The sequence below is a fragment of the Streptomyces sp. HNM0645 genome (assembly GCF_030056615.1).
Lineage (GTDB): Bacteria > Actinomycetota > Actinomycetes > Streptomycetales > Streptomycetaceae > Streptomyces > Streptomyces marianii.
On sequence record NZ_JASHLT010000019.1, the window covers coordinates 114559 to 130176 of the forward strand.

32 protein-coding genes are annotated in these 15618 nt (G+C 71.1%); 3 read left to right on the top strand and 29 right to left on the bottom strand.

Features of this window, described 5'->3' with window-relative positions; genetic code table 11:
• Positions 1 to 99: 99 nt before the first annotated feature.
• The 12 genes from QMZ92_RS16420 to QMZ92_RS16475 all read right to left on the bottom strand — a co-directional run bounded on the left by QMZ92_RS16420 (position 100) and on the right by QMZ92_RS16475 (position 7150).
• Positions 100 to 369 carry a helix-turn-helix domain-containing protein gene (locus QMZ92_RS16420; protein WP_283298123.1) on the bottom strand — a complete coding sequence of 90 codons (270 nt, stop codon included), beginning with the start codon at positions 367 to 369 and terminating at the stop codon, positions 100 to 102.
• A 351-nt stretch (positions 370 to 720) separates the two neighbouring features.
• Complete coding sequence (locus QMZ92_RS16425) at positions 721 to 966, bottom strand: hypothetical protein (protein WP_283298124.1); 246 nt, start codon at positions 964 to 966, stop codon at positions 721 to 723.
• Between the two features lie 4 nt (positions 967 to 970).
• Positions 971 to 1093, bottom strand: a complete 123-nt coding sequence (locus QMZ92_RS16430; RefSeq protein ID WP_283298125.1) for a hypothetical protein — start codon at positions 1091 to 1093, stop codon at positions 971 to 973.
• Positions 1094 to 1103: 10 nt separating this feature from the next.
• Positions 1104 to 1595, bottom strand: coding sequence for a DUF6197 family protein (locus tag QMZ92_RS16435; RefSeq protein ID WP_283298126.1), 492 nt, complete (start codon positions 1593 to 1595; stop codon positions 1104 to 1106).
• Positions 1595 to 2353, bottom strand: coding sequence for a hypothetical protein (locus QMZ92_RS16440; RefSeq protein WP_283298127.1), 759 nt, complete (start codon positions 2351 to 2353; stop codon positions 1595 to 1597). Before QMZ92_RS16440 ends, QMZ92_RS16435 begins: the two co-directional genes overlap by 1 nt.
• 139 nt (positions 2354 to 2492) lie before the next feature.
• Positions 2493 to 4559 (bottom strand): hypothetical protein, encoded by a 2067-nt coding sequence (locus tag QMZ92_RS16445; protein WP_283298128.1) that lies wholly within the window; start codon positions 4557 to 4559, stop codon positions 2493 to 2495.
• Positions 4556 to 5830 carry a V-type ATP synthase subunit E family protein gene (locus QMZ92_RS16450; RefSeq protein WP_283298129.1) on the bottom strand — a complete coding sequence of 425 codons (1275 nt, stop codon included), beginning with the start codon at positions 5828 to 5830 and terminating at the stop codon, positions 4556 to 4558. Before QMZ92_RS16450 ends, QMZ92_RS16445 begins: the two co-directional genes overlap by 4 nt.
• Complete coding sequence (locus QMZ92_RS16455) at positions 5827 to 6135, bottom strand: hypothetical protein (protein ID WP_283298130.1); 309 nt, start codon at positions 6133 to 6135, stop codon at positions 5827 to 5829. The genes QMZ92_RS16450 and QMZ92_RS16455 overlap by 4 nt, the downstream gene beginning before the upstream one ends.
• 12 nt (positions 6136 to 6147) lie before the next feature.
• The gene (locus QMZ92_RS16460) at positions 6148 to 6546 is read right to left on the bottom strand and encodes a hypothetical protein (protein ID WP_283298131.1); all 399 of its coding nucleotides are present in this window, start codon (positions 6544 to 6546) and stop codon (positions 6148 to 6150) included.
• Complete coding sequence (locus QMZ92_RS16465) at positions 6546 to 6731, bottom strand: hypothetical protein (RefSeq protein ID WP_283298132.1); 186 nt, start codon at positions 6729 to 6731, stop codon at positions 6546 to 6548. Before QMZ92_RS16465 ends, QMZ92_RS16460 begins: the two co-directional genes overlap by 1 nt.
• 99 nt (positions 6732 to 6830) lie before the next feature.
• Complete coding sequence (locus QMZ92_RS16470) at positions 6831 to 6974, bottom strand: hypothetical protein (protein ID WP_283298133.1); 144 nt, start codon at positions 6972 to 6974, stop codon at positions 6831 to 6833.
• The gene (locus QMZ92_RS16475) at positions 6974 to 7150 is read right to left on the bottom strand and encodes a hypothetical protein (RefSeq protein WP_283298134.1); all 177 of its coding nucleotides are present in this window, start codon (positions 7148 to 7150) and stop codon (positions 6974 to 6976) included. The genes QMZ92_RS16470 and QMZ92_RS16475 overlap by 1 nt, the downstream gene beginning before the upstream one ends.
• Before the next feature lie 193 nt (positions 7151 to 7343).
• Here QMZ92_RS16475 and QMZ92_RS16480 point away from each other — a divergent pair, with 193 nt between their 5' ends.
• From QMZ92_RS16480 to QMZ92_RS16490, 3 genes are all read left to right on the top strand, one after another.
• Positions 7344 to 7535 (top strand): hypothetical protein, encoded by a 192-nt coding sequence (locus tag QMZ92_RS16480; protein WP_283298135.1) that lies wholly within the window; start codon positions 7344 to 7346, stop codon positions 7533 to 7535.
• 125 nt (positions 7536 to 7660) lie between these two features.
• Positions 7661 to 8287, top strand: coding sequence for an NUDIX hydrolase (locus QMZ92_RS16485; RefSeq protein ID WP_283298136.1), 627 nt, complete (start codon positions 7661 to 7663; stop codon positions 8285 to 8287).
• Positions 8284 to 8694, top strand: a complete 411-nt coding sequence (locus QMZ92_RS16490; RefSeq protein WP_283298137.1) for an NUDIX hydrolase — start codon at positions 8284 to 8286, stop codon at positions 8692 to 8694. Before QMZ92_RS16485 ends, QMZ92_RS16490 begins: the two co-directional genes overlap by 4 nt.
• 45 nt (positions 8695 to 8739) lie before the next feature.
• Here QMZ92_RS16490 and QMZ92_RS16495 read toward each other — a convergent pair whose 3' ends face one another.
• The 17 genes from QMZ92_RS16495 to QMZ92_RS36370 form a co-directional block, all read right to left on the bottom strand.
• Complete coding sequence (locus QMZ92_RS16495; RefSeq protein ID WP_283298138.1) at positions 8740 to 9423, bottom strand: hypothetical protein; 684 nt, start codon at positions 9421 to 9423, stop codon at positions 8740 to 8742.
• A 36-nt stretch (positions 9424 to 9459) separates the two neighbouring features.
• Positions 9460 to 9705, bottom strand: coding sequence for a hypothetical protein (locus tag QMZ92_RS16500; protein ID WP_283298139.1), 246 nt, complete (start codon positions 9703 to 9705; stop codon positions 9460 to 9462).
• Entirely contained in the window at positions 9702 to 10166 is a 465-nt protein-coding gene (locus tag QMZ92_RS16505) for a hypothetical protein (RefSeq protein WP_283298140.1), read from the bottom strand. Before QMZ92_RS16505 ends, QMZ92_RS16500 begins: the two co-directional genes overlap by 4 nt.
• The gene (locus QMZ92_RS16510) at positions 10159 to 10362 is read right to left on the bottom strand and encodes a hypothetical protein (protein ID WP_283298141.1); all 204 of its coding nucleotides are present in this window, start codon (positions 10360 to 10362) and stop codon (positions 10159 to 10161) included. Before QMZ92_RS16510 ends, QMZ92_RS16505 begins: the two co-directional genes overlap by 8 nt.
• Positions 10363 to 10501: 139 nt before the next feature.
• Positions 10502 to 10801, bottom strand: coding sequence for a hypothetical protein (locus QMZ92_RS16515; protein ID WP_283298142.1), 300 nt, complete (start codon positions 10799 to 10801; stop codon positions 10502 to 10504).
• Positions 10798 to 11028 (bottom strand): hypothetical protein, encoded by a 231-nt coding sequence (locus tag QMZ92_RS16520; RefSeq protein ID WP_283298143.1) that lies wholly within the window; start codon positions 11026 to 11028, stop codon positions 10798 to 10800. The genes QMZ92_RS16515 and QMZ92_RS16520 overlap by 4 nt, the downstream gene beginning before the upstream one ends.
• Complete coding sequence (locus QMZ92_RS16525; protein WP_283298144.1) at positions 11025 to 11363, bottom strand: helix-turn-helix domain-containing protein; 339 nt, start codon at positions 11361 to 11363, stop codon at positions 11025 to 11027. The genes QMZ92_RS16520 and QMZ92_RS16525 overlap by 4 nt, the downstream gene beginning before the upstream one ends.
• Positions 11364 to 11437: 74 nt before the next feature.
• Positions 11438 to 11710 carry a hypothetical protein gene (locus tag QMZ92_RS16530; RefSeq protein ID WP_283298145.1) on the bottom strand — a complete coding sequence of 91 codons (273 nt, stop codon included), beginning with the start codon at positions 11708 to 11710 and terminating at the stop codon, positions 11438 to 11440.
• Between the two features lie 32 nt (positions 11711 to 11742).
• Entirely contained in the window at positions 11743 to 12093 is a 351-nt protein-coding gene (locus QMZ92_RS16535) for a DNA cytosine methyltransferase (protein ID WP_502962067.1), read from the bottom strand.
• Entirely contained in the window at positions 12090 to 12362 is a 273-nt protein-coding gene (locus tag QMZ92_RS16540) for a helix-turn-helix domain-containing protein (RefSeq protein WP_283298146.1), read from the bottom strand. The genes QMZ92_RS16535 and QMZ92_RS16540 overlap by 4 nt, the downstream gene beginning before the upstream one ends.
• Positions 12359 to 12757, bottom strand: a complete 399-nt coding sequence (locus QMZ92_RS16545; RefSeq protein WP_283298147.1) for a hypothetical protein — start codon at positions 12755 to 12757, stop codon at positions 12359 to 12361. The genes QMZ92_RS16540 and QMZ92_RS16545 overlap by 4 nt, the downstream gene beginning before the upstream one ends.
• Entirely contained in the window at positions 12754 to 13035 is a 282-nt protein-coding gene (locus QMZ92_RS16550) for a zinc finger domain-containing protein (protein WP_283298148.1), read from the bottom strand. Before QMZ92_RS16550 ends, QMZ92_RS16545 begins: the two co-directional genes overlap by 4 nt.
• A gap of 20 nt (positions 13036 to 13055) precedes the next feature.
• Positions 13056 to 13691 carry a DUF4326 domain-containing protein gene (locus QMZ92_RS16555; protein ID WP_283298149.1) on the bottom strand — a complete coding sequence of 212 codons (636 nt, stop codon included), beginning with the start codon at positions 13689 to 13691 and terminating at the stop codon, positions 13056 to 13058.
• Positions 13691 to 14041, bottom strand: coding sequence for a hypothetical protein (locus QMZ92_RS16560; RefSeq protein WP_283298150.1), 351 nt, complete (start codon positions 14039 to 14041; stop codon positions 13691 to 13693). Before QMZ92_RS16560 ends, QMZ92_RS16555 begins: the two co-directional genes overlap by 1 nt.
• Complete coding sequence (locus QMZ92_RS16565; protein ID WP_283298151.1) at positions 14034 to 14321, bottom strand: hypothetical protein; 288 nt, start codon at positions 14319 to 14321, stop codon at positions 14034 to 14036. The genes QMZ92_RS16560 and QMZ92_RS16565 overlap by 8 nt, the downstream gene beginning before the upstream one ends.
• Positions 14318 to 15037, bottom strand: coding sequence for an ATP-binding protein (locus QMZ92_RS16570; RefSeq protein WP_283298152.1), 720 nt, complete (start codon positions 15035 to 15037; stop codon positions 14318 to 14320). The genes QMZ92_RS16565 and QMZ92_RS16570 overlap by 4 nt, the downstream gene beginning before the upstream one ends.
• A 2-nt stretch (positions 15038 to 15039) precedes the next feature.
• On the bottom strand, positions 15040 to 15375 hold the full coding sequence (locus QMZ92_RS36370; protein WP_502962068.1) for an LvrA C-terminal domain-related protein: 336 nt from the start codon (positions 15373 to 15375) through the stop codon (positions 15040 to 15042).
• Positions 15376 to 15618: the final 243 nt, after the last annotated feature.

The following is a 15618-nucleotide window of genomic DNA, read 5'->3' on the forward strand; positions in this document are numbered from 1 at the left end:
AGCTCCTGATGGTAGCGCTCATGACGGTGGTGGTGGGATGTCCCGCTGCCCGGCGTGGGCTGGGGGTGGGCAGCGGGACGTCGGGGCACGGGCCCCGGCTCAGGCGGCGCGGGCGCGTTGCAGGTCTCTCTTGCGGCCGCCGCGGATGGGCCGGTCGGCTCCGTTGTCCCAGGCTTCCCTCTCGGCTTTGGCGAGGGCGTCCCGGTGGTAGAGCTTGGGCCCGCCGCCGCCGACGTCGACGTGGGTGAGCTTGCCGCGGTGGATCCACTGCCGGATGGTGACGGGCTTGACGTGGATCCAGGCTGCGGCTTGGGCGACGGTCATGAGGTCGTCGGATTTGATCTGGTCGAGCGGCGGGTTGGGGAACACGGGCGCCTCCGCTCATGACGAAAGCCCCCACGGCGGGTGGGGGCTTCGGCGTTTTCGGGCAGCGTGAAGCTGGTGATCCAGACGTTACAGGGTGGTTGAAGTCTTGTCTATGTGCCGTTCTTGGGGTATGCGGGCGGGCGCGGGCGGCAGACTGCCGTGCATGGCGACGGTGTTCAGCGTGCAGGCGGACAGTGAGCGCGAGTGTGCGGAGCAGCTGGCTCGCTTGTGTGCCGTGTTCGGGTTGCGGCCGTCACTGCTTCCGGTGCGGTCGCCGGGCACGGATCGGTGGATGGCCCGCGCACGACCAGCGGCCCCGACCGGGGAAGGCCAGGGCCGCGGGTGAGGGGCGGTTCAGGGGGCGCTGCGGATCCGGCGGATGAGTAGCTGCCGGTAGTCCCGGTTGACGATCGACGGGAGCGGTAGCCGCAGGATGGGCGTCTCGGGCGCGCAGTGACAGGCTCGTTCGTCGATGCAGTCGGGATCTTCGGCTACGTACCCGCACCCGTCGCAGTCGGGGCAGCGGGGGTTCGGCTTGTGGTGGAGGGCGAGTGCGGGCCGTCGGTTCCACACGGGCCAGTAGGTGATCGTGAGGCGCATCGGGCTACTCCTCGGGTGAGCGGTTGGGGTCGTCGCGGAAGTCGTGGCCGCAGAAGCCGCAGATGGTGTAGCCGGTCGGATTGTCGTCGCTGCCGCAGAACCAGCAGACCAAGAGGCGGACGATCATCAGGGGCTCCTTACAGGTTGTTGGTGGTCTTGCTCAGTCGGATGTCTCGCTGTTCGGCGGCGCGTGCTGCCGTGTCGAGCATGCGGAGCACGACTGCCGGGTGGCGTTGTTCGTCGTTCCAGGCGGGGACGGTGGCCGCGTGGGGGAATTCGCGGCGGATGGTGTCGAGGAGCAGGGCCGTCGCGTCTGCGGCTTGTGCGGGGTTGGCGGCTTCGGCTCGGATGGCTTCGTAGGCGCACATGGCGCGCTGGCCGCGGCAGTGCCCGGTGGTCCAGCCGTCGCGGAGGATGCGGGCGCGGGCGCGGCGCAGGACCGCAGCGAGGGCCGCCGCGGGTTGCAGGTTCGGCTCCTCAACGGGGGTGCGGATCACGTCGGCGAGGTCGAGCGGGCGGGTGTCGATGCGGGCGTCCACCGCCAGGACGGCGAGCCTCAGCCGCTCGTCGAAGTCGAGCGGCGCCGCAGGGGTGACCGCGGGCGTCTCGGTGGCGGTGGACGCCCGCATCAGGCGGACACCCGGGCCTTCCCGCTGCCCTGGCATTCGTCGCAGGCGACGGCGAGCTGCTGGCCTCCGAACGCGGAGTAGAGGGTGCCGTTGCCGGCGCACTGCCAGCAGTAGCCCTTGGCGATGGCCTTGGCGGGCGCCATGGACTTGTTCTTCTTGATCCACTGGTCGTCGGTGAGACCGCTGTCGGTGACGACCTTCGACACGGGCTTGGGCTGCTCGGTCGGCGCGGTGTCCGGGGCGGTGGTCTGGGCGTACCAGGCGCCGCCGACGGTCTTGCCGCCGTGCTTCTGGCGTTCGTGGGTGCGGAGCGCCTTCGTCGCCTCCTTGGCGTCACGGAAGCGGGGCTTCTCTTTCTTGCCGCAGGGGCAGGTCCAGCCGACGAGACCCGAGCTCTTGTCGGCGCCGAAGCGTGAGGCGATGGCGACGCGCATGCGGCCGGCCTTCGCGCGGGTGGGCTTGGCGGTGCACGGCTTGGAGCCGGTGAACGAACCGTCCTTGCCCTTGGTGAAGATCTGTCCGTTGCCCTTGCAGCGGGGGCAGCCTTCGTGGGTGATGCGGAGGATCGCGGCGTCTCGGCGGGACATGGTGGTGGTCTGGTGGCGCTGGTATTCGCGGGCGAGGCGGAGGGCCATCCAGGTGCCGATGCGGGCGCCGATCGGCCCGCCCTTGGGGGTCTTGGTCAGCGGGGTGCGGGTGGCGGTCTTCTTGCGGCGTGCGGCGGTCCGCTTGGCGCGGGTGGGCTTCTTGACGGTCATGATCGGGTTCCCCCTCGTCAGAATGGATCAAATATGGATCAATAGGGCGGCGGGAGGTCGGTGGCATCCCGGCGGGAGCCCGGCGGACACCCGGCGACCTGCCGGGATGCCCACCAGCCCATCCGGGTGTTCGCCGGGTCTACGCCGCCTGCATGCCGGGGTCCTGCCGGGTGTTCGCCGGGTCCAGGAGGCCCGCTGCGGCCCGCTCGACCGCGTCGCGCTGCCAGCCACGCAGGTAGGTGCCTTCGGGGCAGTCGCGGCGGTCGGACTTGGCGCCGGGGGCGTGCTTGCGGAGCCGCATGCTGAGCGCGGTCGCGTCCACGCCGTCGATACCGGCCGCGTCGAGGGCGGGCAGCAGGACCTCCCCGGTGGGGAGGAAGTCGCGGTCGTTGGCGGTGAAGGCGCGGAGCAGGGTGGCGATCAGCTGGGCGTCGGGGTGGTCGTGCTGGTCGAGTCGGCCGGTGAGGTTGCCGCGCTGCCCAGTGGCGGTGAGAGTGGCGCCGGCCTTGAGGACGGTGTCGGCGTCCATGGAGGGGACGCCGGCGGCGACGCGCTCGGGGACGGCGGCGGAGATCTGGTCGCGCGTGTACTTGTTGAACTGGTGGCGGATGGCGCGGATGAACGGGCCGCCCATGACCATGGCCTGGCCGGCGTCGTTGGCGATGGGCCCGACGGCGGGCTTCATGCGGTCGGGCCGCCAGCCCTGGGCTCCGGCGCCGGGCCCGAAGGCGATACGGACGTCTTCGAACCGGCAGGCCATGAGGATGCGGTAGGCGACGACCATGGCGATCGCGTCGCCGAGGGCGTCGGCGGTGGCTTCCTGCCCGGCCATGATCAGGTAGATGCCGTACTGCCGCCCGGTCCGCAGGATCTTGATGGCGGTGGTCTTGCCCTTGGGGCTGAGCTGAATGAACTCGTCGATGTTGATGTACAGGTTGGGGTGCTCGGGGGTGGCGTGCCAGCGGTCGCCCATACCGAGGCTGGCCATGAGCTGGCCGCGGGCGGTGATGTAGGAGAGCGCTTCGTCGAGGGCTTCCTCGCACTCTTCGGGGGTGCGGGCGCGGCGGGCCATGAGGTCACCGAACTCGGCGAGGCCGCCCTTGATGGGGTCGAGGTCCCACACGACCGCGTCACGGCAGGCGGTGAGGGCTTCGTTGATGGTGCGCAGCGCGCCCAACGTCTTGCCGGCACCCATGGCGCCGATGATGAGGGCGCAGAACCCGTCGAGGGTGAGCTCCATGAGGGAGCCGTCCATGGCGCGGCCGATGACGATCGTGTCGTGCACGGACAGCGACCGGGGGGCGTGAACGGCGGGCCGGGCCATGTCGGCGAACGGGTTGGTCTGGACGAGGCGGACGACGATGCGGGACTGGTCCCGCGGGTCGGGTTCGACCATGAACCCGCCTGCGGGGAGGCCCATGTGGGATTCCATCTGGTCGGCGGCGGCCTGAACCTTGCCGGGGGTGGAGCCCTTGAGGACGACTTCGATCTCCCAGCCCCACGGGTGGCGGGCGAGGGTGTTCACGTCGCGGTAGTCGGCGCCTTCGGCGAACAGGGCGCGGGCGAGGCAGTCGGCCGCCTGGCCGCCGGAGGTCACCCACGCGATCGGGTAGGGCTCTTCGCCTTCGGGGTTGTCCGCGTCGGCGACGATCTGCTCGGGCGCGATGCCGGGGCTGGTGGCCCGGTAGCGGCCGTAGAGGGTGACGGCGGCGACCGCGGCGGTGGCGGTGAGGCTCGGGGGGATGGCCCAGGACCAGTCGAGGGCGGTCATGCCCGCATACTTCACGAGCGCCCACCAGCCGGTCAGGTTGAGGCCGGCGACGGCGGCGGTGGTCCAGCCGAGGAACCGCCAGCGGCTCTTACGGGTCTCGTGGACTTTGTTCCAGTCGGCGCCCTTGCTCATGCCGCCGAGGACCTCCTGGAGGTCGTGGGCGCGGACGTACCGGTAGCCGAGGGTGCAGCTGGACTTGAGGCCGACGCCGAACCAGCCGACGCCGGTCCAGGTGCTGCGGGCGGTGATGCCGACGGCTTTGCCGGTGACGGCGGCAACGGTCATCGCGGCGCTGCCGGCGCGGTAGATGACGGGTGTGTGGGCGGGCCGGAGCTCGAGGACGCCGGGTGCGATGTCGCCGTCCTCGACGGGGTCGGCAAGCTGCCCGGGGATGACCTTGTCCAGTTCCCAGTGGGCGGGGGTGTCGATGCTCACGACTGCTCCTCAGCGGCGATGCTGGCGGTGATGGATGCCCGCTTGGCGTCCGCGGCCAGAGAGCGCGCGGCGGGGTGGAACTTGGGGCTGTCGCCCTTCTTGCGGCGAGGCGGAACGGGCTTGACTCGCGGCTTCGCGGGACGGGGCATCACTTGGGCGTCACGCTGCGCCTTCGTGGCCTTCTGGGGAGTGCCGCCGGGGGCTTCGGAGCGGGCCGCTGCGATGCGTCGCGCGGCTGCGTTCCGGCCGCGGATGATGTCGACGGACTCGCCCGGCTCGGCGCCCTCGATGTCCAGGTGCGCGCGTCGCCACACCGGATCGGTGACGGTCGTCTCGCCGAGCGCTGCAGCCAGCCGGACGGCATGGTCCCACACCTCCGGGAACTCGTCGGCGCGCGCGGCAGCCAGCTGCTCCGCCCGGTAGGCGACAGCCTTCTCCTTCGCCTCCCGCTCAGCCTTGGCGCGCTCCTCCGCGGCCACCTTCTCAGCCGCGGCCTTCCGCTCCGCGGCACGCTGCGCACGGCGCTCGCGGCGGGTTGGCTTGCCGTCCCGGACGCGGATGCGGCCGTGCTCGTGGAGGTCCCACACGCCGGGGCCGGCGAGAGACGCGAACGCGGTACCGATCGCGGTGGCCGGGTCGAACGCGGACAGGCCGTGGGCGAGGTTGATGCCGGCGGCGATGAACGCCAGCGCCCACGCGATGGTGCGGTAGTGCCAGTGCGGCCGGTGGTCGTCGACCGCGGCGGCGGCGCCCTTGAGGACGACCCACGCGCCTCCTTCGAGAACGAGCGGGGCGATCAGCAGCCACGGCGCCTTCGGGGACCAGAACGCGGACATCTGAACGGGGAGGGCGACGATCGCGCAGACGATCGCGAACGAGAGGGCAGCGGCCCGCCACGACTTGGCGGACTGCTCGCGCTTCTCGCTGCTGGCGGCATCCTGCTCGGCGGCTTCGGCTTCGGCCTTGCGGGCGGCTTCAATCGCGCGGCGCTCTTCGTCGCGCTTCCGGTCCGCCTCGGCGATCTTCGCCTCCTGCTCGGCGATCTCGCGCCGGTTCCGGACGGCGGTCCGCTCGTTCGAGAGGCGCTGCTTCTCGGCTTCCTCGTGGGCCTTGATCTCGACGGCCTTGGCCTCGGCGCGGGCGGCGATGAGTCGGGCTTCGGTCTCGGCTTCGCTGCGGGCACGGATGGCGTCCGCCTCGGCCAGCGCGACGGGGTCGAACCGCGGCTCGGGCGCGTACCCGTTGACCTTCTCGATAGCGGACGTGCTCACGATCGGGCTCCTTCCTTGGTGGTGTTCCAGCCGGAGCGGAACTCTTTGACGAACTCGTCGGTGAGGTGGGCGCCGAGGCTGGCGCCGACGGAGGGGAGGCCGCTGCGGATGCTGATCTCCAGCTCGATCCGGACGGCGGCAGTGGCGAGGGCGTTGACGATCGGGCGGAGGCAGCGGACGGCCAACACGAGCAGGCCGAGGGTGAGGAGGGCCGCTCCGACGACCAGGCGCACCGTGCACACCCGGGCCGCGCGGCAGGCACGCTGCCAGCGCGTCGGCCGTGCGGTGATCAGATAGGCGTGCACGGTGCGCTCCTCTCAGCGGGCCGGGGTCTGGTTGCGGAGGTAGGTCTCGAAGTCGCGGGCGATGCCGTGCGGGTCGTCCGGAAGCTCGGGGTCGGGCTCGTCGTCTCCGTCGCCCGGATCCCCGCCGCAGCAGTCGCATTCGATGCCGCGCCAGATCCGCCCGGACGACCACAGCCCGTGCGCGAGGGTGCCGGCCAGGTCGAGAGCCCAGCCGGGCCCGCCCAGGGCTATGGCGAGCCCGAGGGACTGGGGCGGGAAGCCGGGGACGCCAGCGGCGACGAGGACGGCGATCAGGGCGATGAACCCGGCACCTCGCCACTGGTGGTGGCAGCGAACAAGGACCACCTCACGCGGGTGGTGGACCAGGCCCCGCCATAAGGCGAGAAGGTCGGCGACCGGTCGCGGCAGCATCAGGCAACCAGGGTCGGGCCGGTGTGGCGCCGGTCGTGGTCGGAGATGAGAGCCTCGACGCGACGCTGCTCGAGCTCGTCGCCGGTACCGAGGGCGATCTCCAGGCGGGTCTCGAGGGCGAGACGGGCCTCGTAGGCGTCGAGGTCGGCGTTCGACACGCGACGGAGGTAGGTGATGCGAGACATGGCTGTGCCTTCCGTTGGTCATGCGGATGGGTTGGGAGGCCGGCCCGGCGGGGGCCGCGGGGGATGGAGGGTCTCCCCGCCGAGCCGGCGGTCTGTGGGCTAGCCGCGGGAGTGTTCGAGGGCCTGGCGGCGCCAGGCGGCTTCTTCGGCTGCCCGCTGGGCGGCTGCGGCGGCTTCCTGGGCGCGGCGGGTCTGCTCGGCCAGCTGCTCGTGCGCGGCGGCGATCGTCTCCTGCGGGGACATCAGGCGGCCCGCCGGGTGCGGACGTAGGAGGCGGCGTCATGGGCGGCGCGGCCGTTCGCCGACATGGGCTGCTCGACGATCAGCGGGCCCGAGCCGCGCTTGACACCCGCAGCGACGAGCCGGCGGGAGGGGTGATCGGCGCGCTCAGGCGCGGCCGGTAGGGTTACAGCAGCCATCTTGGTCTCCTCGATAGACCTGGTGGTTAGGCCTCGGCCAGGGAGTGGAGTCCCTGCGTCCGGGGCCGTCTGCGTTTGTGCCGGTGGAGCGGCACGGGTGTGCCGTCTCGAAGTGGTGGAGCACCCCGAGTGGCACTCCACTAACGTAGCGCGTTCCCTAGACCGTGGCAATCCACTGTGGGACGATTCCTGCATGCCAGCCGGAATCCACCTGAGAAGAGCACGCACGTACCGCCCCGACCCCGAGGTGTACGAGCGGGCCAAGGGCGCAGTCGCTGAGGTCGACTCCGACATGAACACCCACATCAACGCGTTCCTGTCGTGGCTGGTGCGCGACACCGACGAGCTACCGAAGCGACCGCCCGCCAAGCCCGAAGCTGCGTGATTCCTCATGCCTTCGAGCCTCGCCGCGGCCGACTTACCAGGCCATGAGCCGGCGGTGCAGCGGCAGTGCAAGTCCAGTGCAACCGCAGTGCAGTACGCCACCGACCGGACCATGAGGACCCGATAGTGGACGTCATCGAGTGGAACGGGCGGACAGCCTGCGCGCTGCAGGCCGCTCTCCGCGCGACGAACGAGGACTTCGCCTCCCGACTCGGGGTCGCCGTGCGGACCGTCGCGGGCTGGCACCAGCGCCCGGACACCGTGCCCCGGGCGGAGATGCAGGAAGCCCTCGACACCGTCTACGAAAGGGCTCCCGCGTCTGTGCTCCGAAGGTTCAGCATCCTGTCCCGCCCGGCACCGCCCGCGGTTCCGGCTCAGGCTCTGCGGGTGGCGATCGCCGTGGTGGTCCGCGACCGCGAGGTGCTCCTCGTCTGCCGCCGCGGCGACGACTCGCTGTCGTGGCAGTTCCCCGCGGGCATGGTCAAGCCCGGCGCCTCCCCCGCGGTGGTGGCGGTCGAGGAGACTCACGCCGAGACCGGAGTCCGCTGCGCCGTCCGGAAGCACCTCGGCTCCCGTATCCACCCCGTGACTGGGGTGGTCGCCGAATATCAGCTGGCCGAGTACCTGATGGGTGAGGCGGTGAACCGGGACGACCGGGAGAACGACGCTGTCGCCTGGGTGCCGATCGACCAGCTGCCGAAGTTCATTCCGACCGAGAAGATCTATCCGCCGATCCTGGAGGCGCTCGCATGACCGACATGACCACCACGAAGCCGGGCATCTCCGCCGCGATCATCGTCCACGGGGGCCGCGTGCTGATGGTGCGGCGCCGCGTGTCCGAGGGTGAGCTGATGTGGCAGTTCCCCGCAGGCGGCATCGAGGAGGGCGAGTCCCCGGAAGAGGCCGCGGTCCGGGAGACGCTCGAGGAGACCGGCCTCGAGGTCAAAGCCCTCCGGCTGCTCGGGCAGCGCGTACACCCGAAGACCGGCCGGGAGATGAGCTACACCGCCGCCGAGGTCGTGGCCGGCGAGGCGCACGTCGGCGACGCCGACGAGCTGGACGCGGTCGCCTGGGTCGCGCACGACCAGCTCGCCGACTACGTGCCCTACGGCCTGTTCGACGCCGTGCAGTCGTACCTCGACGAGACGCTGCCGCGGTAGACCCGGACATGCGCGAAGGCCCCCGCCGGTTGGCGGGGGCCTTCGTCATGCGGCGGGGTTGATGGCTTCGAGTTGGCGGGGGGCGTCGTCGTTGAGCTCGGTCTGGGTGAAGGCGGTTCCGCACCCGGTGCAGCGGATGTACAGGTCGTGGTCGGTGCGCTGAAGCAGAAGGTCTTCACAACGAGGACAGGGCCGGCTGAGCGCCTCGGTGCGAATCCCGGTGCGGGCGATGCCGCGGATCTCGCGCGCCATGTCGAAGAGTTCGCGGTGGAGGTCCGCGACCCAGGCCTGTGTCGTCGCGAAGCCCAGCTGTGGAATGAGCCAGCTGGCCAGTTCGGTCTCGGTCCACCTGGCGGGCCCGGCGAGGTTGCGCTCTTCGCATACGAGCCTGGCCCAGCTGCCGAGGGTGTCGATGATGGGCCGGCTGCCGGTCTGGTCGCCGTGCGGGTCGTGGACGGTTCCGGTGGCGGCCGGGCCTACGAAGCTCAGCACGTCCTCGCGGCACGGCAGGGGCGGGGTGCGGGTGCCGCCGCGTCCGCCGCTGTCGCTGGTCCTCTCGCGCTGCATGCTGCCGTCGCGGAGGACGATCAGGGCGGCGGGGATCTGCTGCAACCAGTGCCGCATCTGGTCGTGGCAGATGGAGCAGCAGACCATGCGGGCGGCGAGTTCCCAGTCGCGGAGGGTTCGAGTGCAGCGCTCGGTGATGCACAGGGTGGGCGCGGTGGTCACGGGCTTCTCCGTTCGGGCGGTGCGGGCGGGGCAGGGTCAGGCAGTGGGCGGCTGGTACAGCGGCTCGTCGTCGAGGTGGGGCTGGAGGATCGCGAGGGCGCGCTCGATCGGCGTGGGCTCTGGGTCGGGCTCTGGCAGGCCGAGGTCGATGCGCAGCCACTCGGGCATGGGGATGGGCGGCGACATGTGGATGACCTTGATGTGTTCGAAGTCGACGCGGTCGACGCCGGGCACGTCGGCCCATCGCTGCTCGTCGTCGAGCCACATGTGCAGGCTGGTCACGGCTGCTCCTGCGGGTCGAGGGCGGCGGTCAGCTTCTGGTCGATGAGCTGGACCAGGTGGATGCAGTTGTCGGGGAGCCGGATGCCTGCGCCGTGGAGCAGTTCGGTGAGCGCGCCGAAGTGGATCCCGGCCGCAGCTCGGAGGTCCCGCAGCCGCTGCACTTCGGCCGCCGCGCCGAGGGCTTCGGCGATGACGGGCACCCGCAGCACAGCGTCGGCGTGCGCGTGCCAGGCCGCTCGCGCGTGGTCCCAGCCGGGTTCGTCGGTGAGGAACGCCTTGGATCCGGCGTGACCGGCGAGGGTCTCGGCGATCTGGTCGCGGAAGCCGTCCGGGGCCGGGGTGCCGTATCCCTCGCAGTGCACGGGTGTCATGCCGGGCTGGGGCTCCCACGCGTGCGGGGCGTGCTCCTGCCGCAGGTGGACGTGGTTGCAGCGCAGCCGGGCGGGTGTGGGTTCAGGCATCGGGGGCTCCGTGGTTCTCGTCGACGTGGCGGTGGGCGGATCGGGTGGCGGAGTCCTCGCTGGCGTGGTCGAGGCTGAGCAGGCCGTCGCAGGTGCTGTCGCCCCAGCAGCGCCACGCCCAGGCGCGGTGGCCGTGGTCGTGCCGGTAGGCGGTGACGGCGATGAACTCGGGGAGCGCTTCTGTCTGTTGCGGCATGGTTTGTCCGTTCGGGTTGGTGGATCGGAGGGGCTGTGTGACTCGCTGGCGCTCCGGGGCCCGTAGGTCGCGGGGGCCGCCGGAACGCTGCGAGGCCGCGAGAGGGGCCGTTACGGGCTCCCTCGGGGCTGTTTCGCTGTCACGCCGCGCCCTCGTACCTGTCGATGGCGTTGGCGAGGGTCTGGACGCGGATGCTCTGCCGCTCCCGGGACTGGGCCTGGCGCACCAGCTGTTCGAGGGCACGCAACTGGCGGCGCGTGGCGGCCAGCTCGAGCCGCAGGCTGTTGATGGTCTGCTGCCGTGAGCTCTCGCCGGCCCGGTACGCCACCCGTTGACGGATCCCGGCGCGTAGCCGTGACGCTTCGGCGGCGGTGAGGGCTCCGCGTTCGGCGCGGTCGGCGAGGACGAGCAACTGCTCGACAGTCGGCGGGCGGTTCACAGGGATCCCTCCAAGACGTCGTTGATGGGCTGGTAGGGGTTGAAGCGGCGGGGTGTCGCGGTGGCGGGTCGGGCGTAGCCGTGCCACGGGTCCGACTCGAACCCGGACGGGCGCCGGGTTTGCGGGCCGTGGAGGTCGGCGTGGGCGCGGTCGGCTTCGGCGAGGTCGAGTTCGAGCTGCTCGCCGTCCGGCCAGGCGCACGGGCCCACATCCCACGGGGCGGTCACGAGGCGGCCCCGCACGTGCGGCACGCGAACCCGGCAGGCGGGACGTCCAGGCACACGAAGCACTTGGGCTCTACCAGCAGGCGTTCGGGAGCGAAGCCGAGTGCGGCAGCCAGCGCCACGAGATCATCAACGCCGACGATGACCGGCTTCGCCGATTCGTCGCGGGCTTTCTCGATGCGGCAGACCGTGCTGAAGCCGACGGCCTTAATGCCGCCTTCGGTGGCTCTGGCGAGAGCGCGCTGCGACCAGCCGCGCCGAATTCGCAGCGCGTAGATGTTCTTGCTGACGGTTCGAGAGACCGGCAGATCTTCAGATGTTCGAGGTCCTCTACCCACGGCGGGGTGCTCCTTCGGGCGTAGGGTTCGGGATGCGCCCGCCCCGACTGAGCCTCGGGGCGGGCGTCCGGCGTTCACGGGGCGGGGGTGGCGGGGCGCAGCTGCAGGGGCGGTGTTGTCGGCTTCTGCCGGGCGCCAGCGCAGGCGTAGCCGAGCCAATCGCGATGCATCGGCAGGCGACCGTTCTTCAGCGGCTTGAACAGGGCTCGCATCCCAGACGGGCTAGTGCATCGCTCGCGGGCCGGGCACAGGACCATGCCGACCGCCCACTCGTGGTCGGTGAAGCCGGTCTCGAGATGGGCACGCATCTGCTGCTCGCGATCCGACTGCTCACGGGCGTAAGGCATCGGGGTTTCCCTTCGGGTTGGGGCGGGAGGGGCTAGACAGCGGGGGCGGGGGCGGCCGGGGCGGTGGGCATCGGGATGCCGGTCGCTGCGGCGACGATGTGCGCGGCCAGCAGCGGGGGGACGGCGTTGCCGATCTGCAGGGACCGCTGGCCCTTGTTGCCCTGGAACGGGTAGTCCCGCGGGAAGGACTGGAGGACGGCGCCCTCTTCGGGCTGGAGGTTCAGGTGGCCGTCGGCCTGCTTGCCGCCGACGTGGCCGACGGTGCCGGAGATGGTGGGTGCCGGCCTGCGCCAAGCCCAGTGGCCCGGGTTGTTCATCGCCTTGCGCATGGCGCGGCGGGTGGCGGCGGTGCCGCAGGGCCAGGCACCCGGGCGGCGGATCACGCGGCTTCGTCTCGGAGTGCGGCGAGGAGCGCGGCCCGGTTGGCGGCCTGCTGCTGCGGGCTGGTGGGCATGCGGTCGGGCCGGTACTCGCGGACCTGCCCGGTGGGGACGGCTTCGGCGAGCTGTCGGCCGATGATCCGGGAGGGCGGGAGGCGGAGGGCCCGTCGGGTCTCCCACACGGTGGAGCGGCCGCAGCCGACACGGCGGGCGATGGACGCGTCGGTGTGGCCCTCGCGGATCAGGGCGGCAATGTCGGCGCGGATCCTCACGACTCCTCCAGCGGGAGTTCGCCCTGAGCGCCTGACTTCGCCGCAGCGATAGCGGAGCAGCGGCGGCAGGGCTCGTCGAAGTGGATGGCGCCGGAACCCAGGGCCCACGACTTCTGGAACTTGACGTGGTCGGCGAGGGTCCCGTGGGCGGCCATGTCGTCGATGGCCTCGTCGGTCATCAGCGGTTCGTCGAGGGGGACGTGGCAGCCGCAGGGGCAGCCGGGTTCCCCGCCGATGCCGAGCGCCGCGGTGTGGGCCCAGCAGGCGTGGTGCTTGTGCTGTCGGCAGGCGGGGCAGATGGTCGTCTTCTCGCCGAACGCGACGACGACTTTGCCGGGGCGGAGTTCAGAGTTCTGGGGTCGGTAGCCGCGGCTGCGGCCAGCTCCTCGCGTCACGCGGCTGTCTCCTCGGCTTCCTGGTAGCGGCGGGCGTGGACGGTGGTGCGGGGGCGGCCTTCGTCGTGGCAGGGGGTGGCCGGTTCGACCTGGCAGCTGGGGCAGCAGGCGGTCTGCTGGGCCCAGTCGGAGACCCGCTGCGGGTGGGGCTGGGTGAGGACCCGGCCGTTCGATGGGACGGTGCACGGGCGGTGCGCGCGGGCGGCGCAGTGCGGGCACGGCACGGAGCGGGCCGGGTGCTGCCCGGCGCGCATCTGGTGCCGAAGCTCGGCGGGCATCGGGGCACCGGAGTGGCGGGTCATGCCGTCACAGCCGAGGAGTTGGCGAGCTTCAGCAGCACGTCGGCGTGGCAGGGGCCGTCGGTCGGGCACCAGCACATGAGGTCCCGGCCGCGCAGTTCGGACGCGTTGCCGCGGATCCAGTCGCGGCGCTCGCGCGACCACGAGGTCCCTTCCGGGCCGGGCCCACCGTCCAGCTCGCCGTTGATCCACCAGCGGAACTGGTCGGCCACAACCTCGCGCGCCTCGACCTTCGTCTCGGCGAAGCCAGCCTCGAGGCAGTCCGCGACCGTGAACGGGTTGCCCCAGCGGCTGCCGCGGCCGACGTACTTCGCGCCATTCGCGGACCATCCGGCGGTCCGCTTCCGCTGGATCCGCTCGGGGGTGGTGGTGATGCGGGCGGCGAGGAAGCTGGCCGCTTTGGCACTGGCCAGGTCGAGCCACAGGAACCCGCCCTTGGTCCGGTCGGGGTTGATCTGGAAGATGCAGTCGGCGAGTTCGGGCCGGCCCATCTCGGCGAGCACCGGGGCGATGTGCGGGCGGGCGTGCTCGACGACCCTGCGGCTGAGGTCGTTCAGGTCGGTGGTCTGCACGGTCAGGTCCGGCACGGGGCGGCTGTCGCCAAGGTGTCCGAACTCGAGCTGGTAGGTGGCCATCAGGTTCTCCTTGGGGTGCAGGCGGGGCAGCCGCATTGCTGCCTCTGTGTGGTCGGGTGGTCGAGTTCGGGGTGGTCGGTGGCGAGGAGCCATTCGCGGTACTCGTCGACCGCTTGCTGCCAGTCGGCTGGGCTGTGCTGCTGGGGCGGTGCCGCGGGTGGTCCGGTGCCCGAGGGCCATGTGCCGGGCCGGTAGCCGGGCGGATTCGGCGGAGGGGCCGGCTTGGCCGGTGTCGTGCGGCGGGCGTTCGCGTCACGGATCTGAGCCCGAAGGAAGCGGCTGAGGTCGCCCTCCCGCTTCATCGCCGCAATGTCCTCGACCTCATCCCGGCCCGGGTTGAAGTCAGGCACCGGGCGCCTCCGGAATCTCAGGAAGGTCGAGGCAATCCGCGTCCGGTGGACGCCATCCGGCGTCGAGTAGGCGGGCCACGATCCGACGCGCTGCCACGTGGGGCGTGGCCTCGGGACCGAACTGCGGGCATGCACCCGGATGGAGGACTCGGGCGTTCTGCACCTCGATGAGGGCGCCGACGATGGAGGAGATCCACATCTCCGCCACGTCGAGGCCGGTTCGGCCCTCGTCGTACATCGACTGGGCGACAACGCACACGACGCGATCCATGTCGCTCACGCCGCCCCCCGCCTGCGATCCGGCCCGACGAGGTCGACGACGGCCGTCATCTGGGAGAGTCGGGAGGCGATTCGGCCACCGACTCGGTCGACGAGGTCTGAGCCTTCGTCGTCTCGGGCGGGCAGGTTGCTGGTGATGATCAGCGGGCGGCACTCGTTGTACCGCTCGTTGAGGATCCGGTAGGTGGCTTCCTCGGTGAACTCGCTGATCTTCTCGGTGCCAAGGTCGTCGATCAGCAGCAGGCCGATCTTCATGAGCCGCTTCACTTCGTACTCCGGGCCGTGCTCGCTGCCGCCCGGCCGCAGCAGGGCATACATGTCGGGCGCGGTGAGGGCGATGACTTCGTATCGCTCCGGTCCGGCGTCCGCGATGTGCCGCAGGGCGCCGTAGGCCTGGTGGGTTTTGCCCGTGCCGAAGGAGCCCGTGAGGAAGAGGAAGCCGGCCTTGCGCGGTTCGGCTACCACCTGCTCTGCCCATGCGATGACTTGCGGGTGGGTGGCAGTGGCTTCCTGGTAGCGGAATGGAGTGGCGGTCTGCCACCGCTTGAGGGCCCAGTCGGCGCGGCGGCGGCGGTGGTACTCGGGATGGCCGGGCTCGTTGGGGTCGGGCTCGTCGTCGAGGGGGCCGGGTTCGACAGCGTCAAGGCCGCGGGCCTCGAGCTGGGCTTGGAGCCTGGCGACGAGGTTCTCGCCGCCGAGGCGCTGGGGTTCGGGCATGGTCAGAATCCGTTCGCATAGGCGGAGGGCTTCGTCGTCTGCTGGTAGGGCGTGTGCTGCTTGCCGCCGACGGCCTTGAGATCGGGCTTGCCGTTGGGCTCGGGCGCGTACTTGTCCTCGTAGCGGCGGTCGCGGAGCCAGTTGGCGGAGTTCTTGAGCCAGCGGAAGTCCTCACCGCTCTTCTCGCGGGCGTAGGCGACAGCAGCGGCAGTGATCTGCTTGGGGTCGGCTCCTGCGAGGACTGCGGCAGTCCATTCCTCGAGGGTCTTCTCGGGGTCCTTGCTCTTCGGGTAGAGCAGCCAGAAGTTGCCGTACTCCTTCTTCTCGTCTGCGGTCAGTTCGCGTACCGCAGACGAAGGGGTAGCCGTGACTCCCCCTAGCCCGGAGGAAGCTTCTTCTTCATGAGGAGCTGAGGGGTCTGAGGAGAAGGGGGTAGCCGTGGCTCCTTCTGAGTGAGCCCCTGCTACCCCTTTGGGGGGTTCAGGGGTAGCTGTGGCTACTCCTTGGGGTAGCCCCTGCTCCCCCTTAGATGAATGAGTCCGATGTTTTCAGTGGTCGTAGGCGATCAGTGATCGTTTGGT

Coding starts and splice junctions, on each gene's coding strand:
- QMZ92_RS16530 (WP_283298145.1), bottom strand. CDS start 11,710: ATGCCTTACGCCCGTGAGCAGTCGGATCGCGAGCAGCAGATGCGTGCC.
- QMZ92_RS16460 (WP_283298131.1), bottom strand. CDS start 6,546: ATGCTGCCGCGACCGGTCGCCGACCTTCTCGCCTTATGGCGGGGCCTG.
- QMZ92_RS16550 (WP_283298148.1), bottom strand. CDS start 13,035: ATGCCCGCCGAGCTTCGGCACCAGATGCGCGCCGGGCAGCACCCGGCC.
- QMZ92_RS16435 (WP_283298126.1), bottom strand. CDS start 1,595: ATGCGGGCGTCCACCGCCACCGAGACGCCCGCGGTCACCCCTGCGGCG.
- QMZ92_RS16440 (WP_283298127.1), bottom strand. CDS start 2,353: ATGACCGTCAAGAAGCCCACCCGCGCCAAGCGGACCGCCGCACGCCGC.
- QMZ92_RS16425 (WP_283298124.1), bottom strand. CDS start 966: ATGCGCCTCACGATCACCTACTGGCCCGTGTGGAACCGACGGCCCGCA.
- QMZ92_RS16555 (WP_283298149.1), bottom strand. CDS start 13,691: ATGGCCACCTACCAGCTCGAGTTCGGACACCTTGGCGACAGCCGCCCC.
- QMZ92_RS16480 (WP_283298135.1), top strand. CDS start 7,344: ATGCCAGCCGGAATCCACCTGAGAAGAGCACGCACGTACCGCCCCGAC.
- QMZ92_RS16470 (WP_283298133.1), bottom strand. CDS start 6,974: ATGTCCCCGCAGGAGACGATCGCCGCCGCGCACGAGCAGCTGGCCGAG.
- QMZ92_RS16570 (WP_283298152.1), bottom strand. CDS start 15,037: ATGCCCGAACCCCAGCGCCTCGGCGGCGAGAACCTCGTCGCCAGGCTC.
- QMZ92_RS16465 (WP_283298132.1), bottom strand. CDS start 6,731: ATGTCTCGCATCACCTACCTCCGTCGCGTGTCGAACGCCGACCTCGAC.
- QMZ92_RS16510 (WP_283298141.1), bottom strand. CDS start 10,362: ATGCCGCAACAGACAGAAGCGCTCCCCGAGTTCATCGCCGTCACCGCC.
- QMZ92_RS16505 (WP_283298140.1), bottom strand. CDS start 10,166: ATGCCTGAACCCACACCCGCCCGGCTGCGCTGCAACCACGTCCACCTG.
- QMZ92_RS16475 (WP_283298134.1), bottom strand. CDS start 7,150: ATGGCTGCTGTAACCCTACCGGCCGCGCCTGAGCGCGCCGATCACCCC.
- QMZ92_RS16430 (WP_283298125.1), bottom strand. CDS start 1,093: ATGATCGTCCGCCTCTTGGTCTGCTGGTTCTGCGGCAGCGACGACAAT.
- QMZ92_RS16490 (WP_283298137.1), top strand. CDS start 8,284: ATGACCGACATGACCACCACGAAGCCGGGCATCTCCGCCGCGATCATC.